At 51.9% G+C, this 14,127-nt stretch carries 12 protein-coding genes; 11 read left to right on the top strand and 1 reads right to left on the bottom strand.

Features of this window, described 5'->3' with window-relative positions:
* The 8 genes from CFI03_RS28300 to CFI03_RS28265 all read left to right on the top strand — a co-directional run bounded on the left by CFI03_RS28300 (position 1) and on the right by CFI03_RS28265 (position 8,552).
* Positions 1-1,632, top strand: coding sequence for an amino acid permease (locus CFI03_RS28300; RefSeq protein WP_248762488.1), 1,632 nt, complete (start codon positions 1-3; stop codon positions 1,630-1,632).
* Positions 1,633-1,929: 297 nt separating this feature from the next.
* Complete coding sequence (locus tag CFI03_RS28295; protein WP_248762487.1) at positions 1,930-2,619, top strand: MOSC domain-containing protein; 690 nt, start codon at positions 1,930-1,932, stop codon at positions 2,617-2,619.
* Complete coding sequence (locus CFI03_RS28290; protein ID WP_248762485.1) at positions 2,616-3,617, top strand: phosphotransferase; 1,002 nt, start codon at positions 2,616-2,618, stop codon at positions 3,615-3,617. Before CFI03_RS28295 ends, CFI03_RS28290 begins: the two co-directional genes overlap by 4 nt.
* Before the next feature lie 53 nt (positions 3,618-3,670).
* Positions 3,671-4,591, top strand: coding sequence for a polysaccharide deacetylase family protein (locus tag CFI03_RS28285; protein WP_248762484.1), 921 nt, complete (start codon positions 3,671-3,673; stop codon positions 4,589-4,591).
* Positions 4,592-4,627: 36 nt separating this feature from the next.
* Entirely contained in the window at positions 4,628-5,125 is a 498-nt protein-coding gene (locus CFI03_RS28280) for a YcxB family protein (protein ID WP_248762483.1), read from the top strand.
* 21 nt (positions 5,126-5,146) lie between these two features.
* Positions 5,147-6,106: an AAA family ATPase gene (locus CFI03_RS28275; RefSeq protein WP_248762482.1), complete on the top strand. Its 960-nt coding sequence runs from the start codon at positions 5,147-5,149 to the stop codon at positions 6,104-6,106.
* A gap of 11 nt (positions 6,107-6,117) precedes the next feature.
* Complete coding sequence (locus CFI03_RS28270; protein WP_201003274.1) at positions 6,118-7,224, top strand: DUF58 domain-containing protein; 1,107 nt, start codon at positions 6,118-6,120, stop codon at positions 7,222-7,224.
* Entirely contained in the window at positions 7,221-8,552 is a 1,332-nt protein-coding gene (locus CFI03_RS28265; protein WP_248762481.1) for a DUF4129 domain-containing protein, read from the top strand. Before CFI03_RS28270 ends, CFI03_RS28265 begins: the two co-directional genes overlap by 4 nt.
* On the opposite strand, the gene CFI03_RS28260 is transcribed toward CFI03_RS28265, so the two are convergent.
* Positions 8,553-9,530 (bottom strand): YpdA family putative bacillithiol disulfide reductase, encoded by a 978-nt coding sequence (locus tag CFI03_RS28260; protein WP_248762480.1) that lies wholly within the window; start codon positions 9,528-9,530, stop codon positions 8,553-8,555.
* 180 nt (positions 9,531-9,710) lie between these two features.
* On the opposite strand from CFI03_RS28260, the gene CFI03_RS28255 reads away from it, so the two are divergent.
* From CFI03_RS28255 to CFI03_RS28245, 3 genes are all read left to right on the top strand, one after another.
* Positions 9,711-10,244: a hypothetical protein gene (locus tag CFI03_RS28255; RefSeq protein ID WP_015844274.1), complete on the top strand. Its 534-nt coding sequence runs from the start codon at positions 9,711-9,713 to the stop codon at positions 10,242-10,244.
* 310 nt (positions 10,245-10,554) lie between these two features.
* Positions 10,555-12,300 (top strand): ABC transporter ATP-binding protein, encoded by a 1,746-nt coding sequence (locus CFI03_RS28250; RefSeq protein WP_248762479.1) that lies wholly within the window; start codon positions 10,555-10,557, stop codon positions 12,298-12,300.
* Positions 12,301-12,318: 18 nt separating this feature from the next.
* On the top strand, positions 12,319-14,127 hold the full coding sequence (locus CFI03_RS28245) for an ABC transporter ATP-binding protein (protein WP_248762478.1): 1,809 nt from the start codon (positions 12,319-12,321) through the stop codon (positions 14,125-14,127).

Raw genomic sequence — 14,127 nt, 5'->3', positions numbered from 1 at the left:
ATGATGCTGGCGGTATGGATCGGATTGCTGCTGTTTGCGATGGTTTGCGGCTGCGCTTTAATGTTGACGGCGAAGGCGCAGCGCAGTGTTAGGGCTTCGAGGCACATTAGCATGACGGCTTATGGCACGTACGCCCAAGCGCAGCAGGATAAGCATGACCTGAATCTGTTCGGGCTTGCCCAGCAGCTTCGGAGGCGTCTTGGAGCGGCTGCATCATTTGGGCTGTCGTTTCAATCTCTTGGCCTGATCGGGGCTGCCTTTCTGTTTGCGGGACCGGCCTTGCAGAAGGGAGGGCCCTCCGTTGTCAGCATCGGACTGCCCGTACTCGCCTTGTTCGGCATTCTGGTCAGCGCTTCGCTAGCGGAGTTGTCCTCGGCCGTGCCCACGGCGGGCGGCGTCTACCATTGGGCTTCCGCGCTTGGTACCCGAAGATGGGGCTGGTACGCAGCCTGGTTTCAACTCGCCGGACATCTCGCCATGATGGCGCTCATGAATGGCGCCTGCGCTTTTATTCTCGATAAACTATTATCCGTATGGCTTGACTATCACTCCTCCTGGTGGACGACGGGAATGTTGCTGTGTTTCGTTACCGTCGTTCAAGCTGCGGTTAATCATTGGGGAACGGGGCGGACGGGAGCTTTGCAGGAAGCCGGGATCATGCTTCACGCGGTTGTTCTGGCCGCGGTAATCGGCGGAATCTTTATTGCGTTCGGGCGAAGCGTTTACTCGCCAGCGCTTTTATATACGTTCCAAAACGCAAGTCTGGATGGGCATGTTACGCCGTGGGCGTTTATCGTTGGAGTGCTTGTGCTGCAGAAGCTGTTTCTCGGGATGGATGGAGCCGCGCAAGGATCGGAGGAAACAAGCGATCCGCGAATTCGGGTGCCTTGGTCAATCTACTTGTCATCGGTCTATACGATGATCGCGGGCTTCGTCCTGATGATGTGTCTGACCCTTGTTCTGCCGGCTATCGTCGGAACAGCCTTATTCAGCAGCGGCGACAGCCTGTTTGCCGCCGCGGCGCTTGACGGCTGGCAGGGGAATTCGCTCGTTTTGCTCGTCATTGCCGCAGCCATATGGGGCAGCGGGAACAGCGAGATGCTGGTCTGCTCGCGTGCAATCTTTTGTCTTGCCAGGGATCAGGCGTTTCCGTTCAACAGAGTATTGTCCCATGTATCGCGAGGGCGGCAATCGCCGCTTCCGGCGATCGGAACGGCTGCTCTTTTGTCGGTTGTTTTATTTGGCGCGGGCAGACTGGCGGATGGGGGAGAGGCTGGAATCCCAAGCTTGCTTGGCTTCGCGGTGTTATGCTTGCAGCTGGCGTATATGATTCCGATCTGGATCAAGATCGGGCTGCATGGCAGACACCGGCTGCTGGACGATGCGCCATGGCATCTTGGATCCTACGGTTCAATCGTTGACCGCGCCGCATTCGTCTGGCTGTTATTATCCGGATCGGTGTCTGTCTTTGCGCTTGGCGTATGGGGAGCGGCCGGAACGGGAGTATGGTTGATCCTCGTGACGGTCATGGACCGAAGATACCGCAAGCAGCATCTGGCAAAGCTTCAGAGTCGCTTGAAACGGCCAAAAGGGGAAATCATCCGAATTGAGCGAAAATTCCATCTTCATTAAAAAGGGGGATTGGATTCCGGGAAATGAGGAAATAACAACCGCTTTTATTTCCCGGGGAAGCGCATAATCTTACACAAAGAAAACGTTTTCGACAACGCGGGCTCGAATGTTACAAACGGTGTCGAAGAGTAGTCTTGTAAGACTATTCGAATACGGCTAAAAAGCCCGTATTTATACCTGTTTTCGGCTGCTTAACGCTATTAATAATAGAGAGCCAAAAGATGTTTTTGCCATCTTCTCCCTTATCAGATTATAATAGTGGAAGGATAGTAATGGACAGGAGGCCATCAGAAGCAAATGTCTCGGGAAATAATAAACAGCCGCATTGTCTCTCTGAATGTAGGAACGCCGGTAGAGGCGATGCATGGAAGCAAGCCCATTCAAACAGGTATTTACAAGACAGCCTCGAGAAGCAGGCATTATTTAAGCAAGACCGGGTTAACGGGCGACGGTCAGGCGGATCTGGTTAACCACGGCGGTCCGGATAAAGCGGTATGCGTCTACTTCGAGCGTCATTTCCCGCATTGGGAAGAGTGGCTGGGCGATAAGCTGAGCTACGGCGCTTTCGGCGAGAACTGGACGGTGTCCGATTGGACGGAGCATGATTTGTGCATCGGAGACGTCGTTCAAGCCGGAGAAGTGGTTGTGCAGGTAAGCCAGCCAAGGCAGCCTTGCTTTAAGCTTGGGATCCGTCATCAGAGGCCGGAGCTCGCCGCTCAGGTCCAGCAAACCGGATACACCGGATTTTATTTCCGCGTGCTGAAAGAAGGCGAGGTTGGGGCCGGAGAGAACTTGAAGGTTCTGGAACGGCATCCGGCAGCCATCACGCTGGCCGAGGCTAACCGCGTTATGTACAAAGGCAAGGCAGATTTGGAAGGAATGTCGGCACTGCTTGCGGTTGAGGAATTGTCCGATAGCTGGAAGCAGACCCTATCCCGACGCATTGAAAGGCTGCAGCAAGAGACGCGGGGAGGCCATGCGGATTGAAAAATACCGAGATCGCCGCGCTGATTGAGCAGTACCGGTTCGATGGGAAATGGACGGTTGTACCGGGAGAGAGCGGGATGAATAACACAACAAGGATGATCAAGGCGGGCGACGATCGGTACGTTCTTCGCGTGTATAATAATCACCGGGACAGAAACATCGTAACGCTTGAGCATGAAGTGCTCTTTGCCCTTTACCGGCAGCAGCCGGGCTTCAACGTTCCCGTACCCGTGGAGAATCGTTCAGGAGATACGATTTCCGTTCTGCAAGACGGTGCGTTAGCCGCATTATACCGGTATATTCCGGGAGAACGGCCGACCGTCGAGCGAAAGGCGCACATCCACTCCCTTGGCGAGACGGCCGCCAGGGTCTCAAAGGCGCTTCGCGGCATGACGATTTCGCTTAAGCCGATCTATGATCCGTATTATTTGCTGGAAGAAACCTATTCCTCCTTGATCCATCATGAGCTTCCCGCCATTATGCAGTCTTCCGAACAATTTATTGCCAGAGCGGACAAAGCCGCGGCAATCGTAAACCAGGTTAAAGACTTGTCCGTAAGGTTAACGGCCGTAAAAGAGCTGCCCCATCAATGGATTCATGGCGATCTTAACTTTAGCAACACGGTGGCGGACGGCGAATCTATCGTTGGCGTGCTCGATTTCGAGTTTTGTACGGTAGATGTCAGGGCGATGGAGCTTGTTGTGGCGCAGATCGATTTTTTCAAAGGCGAAGATTCGGAAATATGGGAACGGCTTCGGTTATTCTGCAAAGGCTACGGAAGGATTGACAAGCTTACGCCTGCCGAGGTGGAGGAACTGCCGCTTCTTATCAAGCTGAGAATGCTTGATGTGTTTCTTCACTTTGCGGTCCGCTATAAAGAAGGTTTGGATGATGCGGCGTTAGTTGCAGGCTTTATCGACCAGACGTACCGGATTTGCGATTGGGTGGACCGGAATGAAGAGCAGCTGCTGGCATTGTTCAGGCATGAGCTTTCGTAGGAGGTTAAACCCGATTCCTTAATGTTGCTAATTAGAGAGAGGATGTGCCCGAGATGAACGTTGCAGCATCGCTTGGATATGGCAGCCAGGAACGAATGTTAATTATTAACGCGGATGATTACGGACTGTGTCAGTCAACCAATAAAGGAATACAGCAGCTGCTTCAGGAACAGGCGGTAAGCTCGGCAACCCTAATGATGCCGTGCAAGTCCTCTCGCGAAGCGGCTCTTTGGAGTGCCAATCATCCGCAATTCGATGTGGGCATCCATTTTACGTTTACAAGCGAATGGGATTCTTACCGCTGGGGGCCGGTTCTCAAAGGCAGTGATTCGCAGTCGCTGGTAACCGCCGAAGGGTATTTTCCGAAAGATTGCAGAAGCTTCGAGCTTCAGGCTGAACCTCAGCAGGTGAAGAAGGAAATGATTGCCCAGATCGAAGCCGCGCTTCAATTGGGAATGAATCCTACGCATGCCGATAACCATATGGGAAGCTTGTACGGACTCGAGACGGGCAAGAACTTTCTGAAGGAAGTATTCGAGGTATGCGCGGCTTACGGACTGCCGTTTCGGATGCCCCGAAAGGTGGCAGCCGCGAACGGTCAGTTGGTTCCGCCCGAGCTGGAGGAGCAGGCCCGTCAGCTTGGTTTGCTGGCTCATGCCATGGGAGTCGTCGTGCTTGATTATCTGATAGGGCTTCCGTTTCCGCTTAAGCAGGGCGATACTTACGAGACGGTTAAGGCTGATCTGAAGCAGCAGTTAAAGCAGCTGCAGCCGGGCGTAACCGAACTCATATTCCATCCGTCCCTCGTGACCGATGAACTTCTGGCTTTCCACGGCCAGCCCGAGAAGCGGGGCATGGAGTTCCAATTGTTCCGCGACCCGGATGTCCAGCAGACATTGCGGTCGGAAGGAATTCGCCTGATCCGCTGGAGAGATTTGCAGCAGCTTCAAAGCACGGTATACGGAAGGCCGTAACATAGAAACGGGAAATGTTTTAATGGGGGAGAAATTTTGGAAACCATACGCTTTCATTATGGCCAGCATGCCGCTAGAGCGATGAAAAGTTTATATTTTCAAACCTTACGAATTCGACTGACGTGGGTTTTCGAAATTTTATTGGTTATAACTTGTTTTTCGCTTGCCGCCGTGACGAATTCTAGGCTGCTGGCGGTCATTGCGGCCGCGGTCGTTGTATTAGCGCTATTAAACTATGTCACCCACTGTATTGTTCATCCAAGGAGAATCGTTAAAGACAGAAAGCTTAACGGAGAGTTCGAATACAGCTTTGATTCCGATCATCTTAAATTAACGGTGACGGATGGTACATCCAATGTGAATTGGAGTCACTTCGCGAAGGTCTGGGAGAACGAACACTATTATTTTCTATTCCATAATAAGAGGCAGTACTGGATTATTCCGAAAGAATCGTTCCGTAATAGCGAGCAGGAACAATTATTCCGTCGAATCGTTCAAAGTCATCATCCCATAACAACGGGAGTCATCCGATAACCGGACAAAGGAGACGCACTTATGTCATTTCAATCGATTAACCAATTAGCGGAGAGACTGAAGACCAATATCGGCCAGGTTATTGTTGGAAAAGAAAGCGTTACCGAATTGTTATTTATCGCCTTAATTACTTCAGGTCATGTTCTGCTCGAGGATGTGCCCGGCACGGGGAAAACGCTTCTCGCCAAGTCGCTGGCGCAATCGCTGAAGCTTCAATTCCGCCGGGTACAGTTCACGCCGGACCTGCTGCCTTCCGATCTTAGCGGCATCCAGTATTACAATCAGAAAGAGGGCGGCTTCGAGTTTCGTCCGGGGCCGCTCTTTACGAATCTGCTGCTTGCCGACGAGATCAACCGCGCAACTCCGCGGACGCAATCCAGCCTTCTCGAATGCATGGAAGAGCGGCAGATTAGCGTTGACGGAGAGACGAAACGCCTGGACAAGCCGTTTATGGTCATCGCTACGCAAAACCCGGTAGAGCATCAGGGCACGTTCCCGCTGCCGGAAGCGCAGCTTGACCGGTTCCTGTTCAAGATCCAGATGGGTTATCCGACTACGGAGGAAGCGCTTCAAATCCTGAAACGCTTTAATAATGCCGATCCGTTATCGCAATTGGATGCGGTTGCAGCCGCTTCCGATATTGCGGAAGCCCAGCGTCATTACGCGGAAGTCCGCATAGAAGACGAAGTGCTGCATTATCTGCTGCAGCTGATCGAACGGACCCGCACGCGTGACGATATCCTTGTAGGCGTAAGCCCGCGCGGCAGCCAGGCGCTTCTAAGAGCTTCGCAGGTTCATGCGATTCTGCGCGGCCGCGATTACGTGACGCCGGATGACGTGAAGGCGATGGCGAAGCCGGTTCTGGCGCATCGTCTGTCTCTAAGGGGAATGCAGAGGTCTCATAAGCATGCGGAAGACATCATTGAAGATATTATCCGGCAAACCGCGGTGCCTGCGGAAGCTGGAATCGGCTCCCGATAGGGGGTCAGCCGATGATTATATTCTGGGTAGCGTTTGCGGCAATTATCGTCTTTTTCCTGCAGGCCAAAATCTTTCATAAGTATGCCTTGCGTCAAATCGGCTATGAACGGCAATTTCAAAAAAGGGTAAGCTACCGAGGCGAAACGATCGAGCTGGTCGAGCAGTTGACCAATGCCAAGTGGCTGCCCGTACCCTGGATGCGGGTCGAATCCCAGTTGTCCTCGGATTTAAGGTTCCACCGTCAGGATAATCTGGAAGTGAGCAGCGGAAAGCTGCTGCAAAATCATAAAAGCTTTTTCACCCTCATGCCTTATACGAAAATTACGAGAAGACACCGCATTGTATGCCGGAAGAGGGGCTGGTATAAGCTTCAGTCGGTTACCATGACGGCAGGCGATCTGCTGGGCTTTCTGCATCAGACGAAACAAATTGCGTTAAATGGCGAGTTAATCGTCTATCCGACGCCGGCAGAGGTGCCGGTTCATGAGCTGCCCTCCCATAGCTGGCAAGGGGAGCTGTCGGTTAGACGCTGGATTGTCGAGGATCCGTTTGTCGTGATGGGGACCCGCGAATACCGTTCCGGCGATACGTACAAAATGGTCAATTGGAAAGCAACGGCCAGAACCGGCAATCTTCAGGTTCATCAATACGACTATACGGCGGATCGCAGGCTGATGGTCTATCTGAATGCGGAAGACAACGAAAGCATGTGGCGTTCCATTAATGACGAAGAGTTGATTGAGCGCGGAATCGAATGGGCGGCCGGTGCGGCCCAGGCGGTTATACAAGGCGGGATGGAAGCGGGCTTTTGCACGAATATGCCCATTATCGGGGAGTTTGGAAGCACGTTCGTTGAACCGCGCAGCGGCGGAGGGCATCTGACGGATATTTTCGAGGCCATGGCAAAGCTTGAGCTTGTCCGGACGGAGCCATTTGCCGATCTGTTAACGCGGGAAGCGGACAGCGGCTACTCCCAGCGCGATGTGCTTGTGATCTCCAGCTTCTGGAACGATCAGCTTGAGCTTCAGGCGGACAGGCTTCGCCGTAACGGGAATGCGGTTGTTCATTGGAAGCTGACTCCCAATCCGGTTCAAGAGCAGGCAGGTGAGGCAGGATGAACCAATCGAAAAAGCATCAGCCAATGCTGCATTTGCTTCAAGGGAGCATCGAAACGTTATTCGCCTTGCCTATATGGTTTGTCGCGCTTTTCTATACGTCAACCGATGCGTTTACGGCGTTATGGCTTTTAACCGTTCCGTTCATTTATATGGCTGGCGCGTCGTGGATCGGGAAACTGAAAAATAACCGCAGAATATACCGGATGTTATTGGGGATTCTGCTTGGCGCGCTTCATGCGGGCATCATCTATGCCGTGTTAATGGCCTTTCAGGCGGATCTGCCGGGCGCAGCCGCTATTCTTCCGGTACTTCTCGGAGCCTTTACGGCTGTTAGAGGAATGGGAGCAAGCACAAAAAGCTGGCAGGCTATTTTTCCGAATAATCTTATGTTTGTCAGCATCATTTTGTACACGATACTAACGATTGTTGCTCATCTTCAGGAAAAGCTGCAGCCGTATTTTACGTTTCTGACCTTTTGCGGCATTGTTGCTCTTATTTTAATGCTTTACATCGTTAATGAACGCTTGTTGTCCTATGAGACGCAATCCGGAGGAGCTATTCAATCCTCGACGACCAAAGTGTTCAAACGGCAAAACCGGTTTATGCTGACGATTGTAGCCGTGCTATTGCTTATAGCCGGATTGTTCCGCCAGCTGCAGTCTTCCATTGAATCGTTTTTCCATGCGGTAATGAATAAAATATTGGGTTGGATGGACGGTTCGGGCGAACCGATTGAAGAAACGCCTTCCGATACGCAGCCCCCTCCAAGCGGACTGCCTCCCGCAGAGGTGCATGATCCGCCGGCTTGGCTGGAAAGATTGGAGCTGGTTGCGAAATACATTGGGATCGCGCTGCTCATCATCGGTGTCGCCGTTCTCTTGTTCTTTATCGGCCGAAAGCTTTATCGGCTCTTAAGCAAGGTCTTGGGAAGAATCTGGGAACGGGCAGCCGACAGCAGGGAAGGCACCGTTGGTTACACGGATGAGGTTGAGAGTCTGGTTGACCGAACCAAATGGAGCGTACGACTAGGCAAATCTAACCGGAAGAAGGAAGCACGCTGGGAAGAGCTGTCGACGGCAGGGGAGAGAATCCGTTATCTGTACCGGAGATACGTTGCGGCAGCAGTAGGCCGGGGATATGATTATAAGCCTCACTACACGGTTAGAGAAACGACGTCGGATATTGGAGCCTGGAGCAGCAAATCCGCTTCGCAGGCAGACGCCGATAAGCTTGCCCGTCTATATGACGAGGTTCGTTATGGCAGGCAGGAGCCAAAAGAAGAACTCGTCCAATCCCTTAAGAAGAAATTGGACGAGCAGCGTAAATAATTAACGAAGCGAAACAATATGTTCGGCAATCTTGTTGCCGTGGAAGCGGCCGGATTCTATGAAGATTTCATTCGCTTCATGCTTGGAGGCAACGACGCCGGCCAGATACAGGCCGGGTACGTTTGTCTCCATTGTTGTTTCATCAAAGTACGGGAAGCCTTCTTCCTCGATGCGTACACCGGAGCTCGTCAAGAAATCGCGGTCGGGATGGAACCCGGTGAGGGCCAGCACAAAATCATTGGCCACCGGATGACGCCCTTCCGGAGATTCAACGATAACATGACGTTTATCGATCTCAACAACCCGTGATTCAAATAACATGCGAATGATGCCGTTATTGACTTTGGCTTCAAACCCGGGCCGTACCCAAGGTTTAATGCTCGAGGAGTAGCCTGCGCCGCGGTAAATGACCGTTACCTTTGCCCCAACCCGCTCCAGCTCGAGCGCTGCGTCGATAGCGGAGTTGCTGCCGCCGATAATCGCGACCTCCATGCCGGTATAAGGATGAGCTTCGCGAAAGAAGTGAGTGACTTTATCCATCTCTTCGCCGGGGATGCCGAGATAATTCGGATGATCGAAATAGCCGGTCGCGACAACGACGTAACGGGCTTCGTATTGTTTTTCTTCCCCGTAGCGGTCTGCGCTGGTTAAACGGAACAGCCCGTTGTCCTGCCGATCAACCCGGAGAACCGTTTCGTAAGCATTCACGCGCAAGTTGTTGCGGAGCGCGGCAGTCCGGTAATAATTGATCGCCTCAAGCCGTGAAGGCTTATCATTAGGCGTCGTAAACGGGATCTCTCCGATTTCCAGCCGTTCCGGCGTACTGAAGAAATGCATGTATGTAGGATACATGGAAATGGAATGGGCGATATTGCTTTTTTCGATAATGACGGGATGAAGTCCGATCCTCTCAAGCTCAATGGCAGCGGCAAGGCCGCATGGACCGGCTCCGATAATAATGGCTTCTTCTTTGATCACTTGTAGTGGAACCTCCTTAAACGAAAAAAGAGTATGACTGATTATTCATGACTGTAAACATTACCCTTCATTGTACAGCTACCCGCGGATTTTATGCAAATTTGGCGAATGGCTATCTTGTACAGGGGAGGTATTATTGTATAATAATGTGGAACCGTGGTTAGAGAAGGAGGGGCAACTATGCGACGGCGATTTGTTATAGAAGCGGTTATGGTGGCAACGTATGGACATCTCCTTATTCCGAGCCGTCCGATTGATTACGTCGTGCCTTATTCATCCATTCTTGAATTGTACGATATGAGAGACGGGGCGGAGCCGGTAATGGATGATCCGGAGGATGACGCGCATGTAAAGAGCAAAATTGGCGAGCTCATTACTTTTTTCGAGGATCCGCTCAACCGGAAAAAAATCGAACGCGCCATGCAGGTGCCATGGCGGGAAAGCTCTCCGCTAATCTTAAACGACAGGATTCAGTTCACGATTGTACATGCCGTAGATAATGCGCATTATGGCGAATACTTCGATCCGATTGAGACAGAGCTGCTTCTGACCAGCTCGAAGCTGCAAATTCCGCTCTTGTCCGATCAATTCGAATTTCAAGATAAGCTGCTCGAAGCAAGAGTGCCTGTCCAGGTATACGATATCGAAGATTTCGAGTTTGCGGTAGAAGAAGGAATTTCCATTAAGGATACTAGTCAGTTCGGCGATTCCTGAAAAATTAATGGCGATTCGACAAAATCAGCTATTGCAAGAGAGAGAGTCCGTCTGTTACGATACGAACAGATTACACGAAATACAAATCCGAAGGGAAAGGGGTGTCCGGTATGCGGAATCAACAACAGGCAATGATTGTTCTGGTTCGTTTTTTCCATGCATGCCGTACAGGCCGCCTTCGCGATGCGACGCCAATAAGCGGGTAACAATCTGTTTAATGGCGTTTACATCATTGCAGGGATCCCGAGCCTAATTGCGGCTTGGGGTCTTTTTTTGTTTTTTTCAGGCGAGAGGGGAGGCATACAAGACAGTGAAAGTATTATTGCGGGTGTTAGCGTACGTTAGACCAAGCGCGAAATGGGCGGCAGCAGCGATTGTCGTCATGCTGTTCGCTACGATCTTCGACCTCGTGGCGCCGTGGATATTGCGCGAGATCTTTGACGAAGGCATCAAAAAGGAAAATGTATCGCTTATTTTATGGTTAACCTTGCTCTTGATCGGGGTTCAGGCGTTAAAGAGCGCCGGGATGTTCGTGCAGGGCTATTCCCAGGAGCTTGTCGGGCAAAACGTTGTGTTTAAGCTTAGAGAGCAGCTCTACGCACAACTGCAGAGGTTATCCTTCTCGTACTACGACAAGGCGCAGACCGGACAGCTGATGTCGCGAATGACCGGCGATATCGAAGCCGTCAAAAACTTTGTTGGTTTTGGCGCAATGGGCTTGCTGACCGGTTTATTGACCTTTGTGGGAACGATGATTTTTATGCTATGGATGAATTGGAAGGTGACCTTGATTAGCACGGTTACGATTCCGATTATCCTGCTTATTTTATGGTGGTTCAGCAATAAGGTTGGTCCTGCCTGGTCCAGTATCCGGGAGCAGACCGGCCGGCTGACGACAACTCTTCAGGAAAACATAGCGGGCATCCGAGTTGTGAAATCGTTTGCGACGGAAGCGGTCGAGCAGCGAAAGTTCGCCGAGCGGAACAAACAAAACTTTGATACCAATATGGACCGCGCAAAATTGGAAGCGAAAGCATTCCCGCTGATGGGATTGTTTGGCGGATTAACGTTTGTTCTGATGATCTGGCTGGGAGCGGTATACGTGGCTCGCGGAGAGATGACGCTGGGGACGTTTATGGCTTTCCAATGGTATACGTGGGGAATCATCTGGCCGCTCAACATGCTGGGCTGGCAGATCAATATTATGCAGCAAGCGATCAAAGCGGCTCCGCGCGTATTCGAGGTTCTCGATACGCCTTGCGACATAGTAGCGCCGGAGAATGGAGTTCATACCGATCAAATGCGAGGGCAGGTCTCCTTCCGCAATGTAAGCTTCTTCTTTAATGACCAGGATCAATCGAAGGATCAACCGATTCTGAGCGGCATTTCCTTCGAGGTGAAGCAGGGTGAAGTCATTGCCGTATTAGGCGCAACCGGCTCGGGGAAAAGCAGCCTGATTGCGCTGCTGTCCAGGTTCTACGACGTTTCTTCCGGCACGGTACAGATCGACGGGATTGATGTTCGCGATTACGACTTGGACGGTCTGCGCCGCAGCGTGGGTATCGTACCGCAGGAGACGTTTCTGTTCTCGGCTTCTATCCGGGACAACATAGCATACGGCTATCCGGATGCGACAATGGAGCAAATCGAGCATGCGGCTCAAAAAGCGCAAATCCATGATTTTATCACAACCATGCCTCACGGGTATGATACCTTGATTGGCGAGCGGGGCGTTGGACTATCCGGCGGCCAGAGACAAAGGGTAGCTCTTGCGAGAGCGATTCTGATGAATCCTCCGATTCTGGTCCTCGACGAAGCAACAGCCAGCGTGGATACGGCAACGGAGTCAGCCATCCACGAAGCGCTGCTTGAAGTCATGAAAGGCAGAACAACATTCATTATTGCGCAGCGTTTGTCCTCGATTCAGCATGCCGACCGCATTCTCGTATTGGAACAAGGTCGACTGATCGAGCAGGGGACCCATAAACAATTAAGCGAGCGGAACGGATTCTTCCGTCAGCTGTTTGAACGGCAGAAGCTCGCGGCAGGACGCTAACGGACGGGAGGGGAATACATGAGTCAAATGGAATGGGATGACGACAGCGAGATTGAAGAGAAACCCTTTAATCCCGCCTATATGAAGAGGCTTCTTGGCTATTTAAAGCCATATCGCAAGACGCTTACCCTCATTATAGGCGTTGTCCTTGTCAATATGATTTTAAGCCTGGCAGAGCCTCTGCTGCTTGGATATTTGATCGACGATGGGATTACCAAAGGAGATTTTACCGCTATTCATCTGTTCGGTATTACCTTGCTCGGCATCAAGCTGATCGGCTGGGGCTGCGGCTGGGTACATACCAAATACATTAACTTTACCGGCCAGCGCATCTTGTACGATCTTCGCCAGCAGCTATTTAATCATCTGCAGAAGCTTTCCTTCCGCTTCTTCGACGGACGCCCGGCAGGAAAGATTATGTCCCGCATTACCAATGATACAAACGCCATTGGCGAACTGATTAACGGCGGTCTGATTACAACCGTTATGGAGGTTACGCATCTGGTCGGAATCGTGGCGATTCTGCTCTGGATGGATTGGAAGCTGGCGCTTCTGTCCTTCATTATGATGCCGCTTCTGTATCTCATCGTAAATCGGCTGCGTCCGAGAATCGAAGGGGCATGGACCCGTTCGCGCAAGACGATGTCGGCCATTAACGGACATTTGAACGAAACGATTCAGGGCATCCGGGTTGTTCAGGCGTTCTCGCGCCAGCATAAGAACAGCGCTAGGTTCGAAGGAATCAACTTCCGGAACAAGCAGGCCTTCATGCGCGCCATTATGCTGGAGTCAACCGTATATCCGCTGGTCGAACTGGTGGGAATGATCGGTACTTGCATCGTTGTCTGGTTCGGAGCCAAGCAGGTGATGGACGGCGCGCTTACGATTGGTTTCGTTATGGCCTTCATTAATTATCTGTGGCGCTTCTGGGGACCGCTCAGCGCCTTGTCCAAGGTGTACAGCCAAGTGCTGTCGGCGATGGCTTCCGCGGAACGAATCTTTGAAATTCTGGATACCGATGCCGAGGTAACCGATGCTGCCGACGCGCGCCGCATGCCGGCGATCCGTGGTGAAGTGGCGTTCGAGAACGTATCGTTCCGTTACGAAGAATCCAAGCCGGATGTTCTTCATGGCGTAAGTTTCCGGGTTCGTCCAGGGCAGCGCGTTGCGCTGGTTGGACCAACGGGAGCGGGGAAAAGTACAATCGTTAATCTGCTTATGCGGTTCTATGATGCAACCGGCGGTAAGGTTACGATTGACGGGATGGATGTCAAAGACGTTACGCTGGAATCTCTGCGCAGGCAGATGGGAATCGTACTCCAGGATTCGTTCATTTTCTCGGGAACCATCGAACAGAACCTGCGGTATGGCAATGACGGGGCAACGAGGGAGCAAATGATTCAAGCCTCGGAAAGCGTGCGACTGGACCGTGTCGTTGCGTCCATGAATGAGGGCTATGATACCGAAGTAGAAGAGCGGGGGTCAAAGCTGTCGGTTGGCCAGCGGCAATTGCTTGCGTTCGGAAGGGTGCTGTTATCCGATCCGCGGATCCTTATTCTGGATGAGGCCACCTCAAGCGTAGATACCGAAACGGAGCAGCATATCCAGGAAGCGCTGGAGACTTTGCTGAACGGGCGCACCGCCTTTATTATCGCGCACCGTCTCTCGACGGTACGCGACGCGGATCTTATACTTGTTGTCCAGGACGGACGAATCGCGGAGCAAGGCTCGCACAATGAATTGATGAAGCATGGCGGTCTGTACGCGAAGCTGGTGAATACGCAGCTTAACATGCAGGAGGCCGTGTTAACGCAAGTCGAAGCTTAA

Source organism: Paenibacillus sp. ATY16 (assembly GCF_003399985.2).
In the GTDB taxonomy this organism is placed as follows: Bacteria; Bacillota; Bacilli; order Paenibacillales; family Paenibacillaceae; genus Pristimantibacillus; species Pristimantibacillus glycanilyticus.
This window is presented reverse-complemented; position numbering and strand designations above follow the sequence as displayed.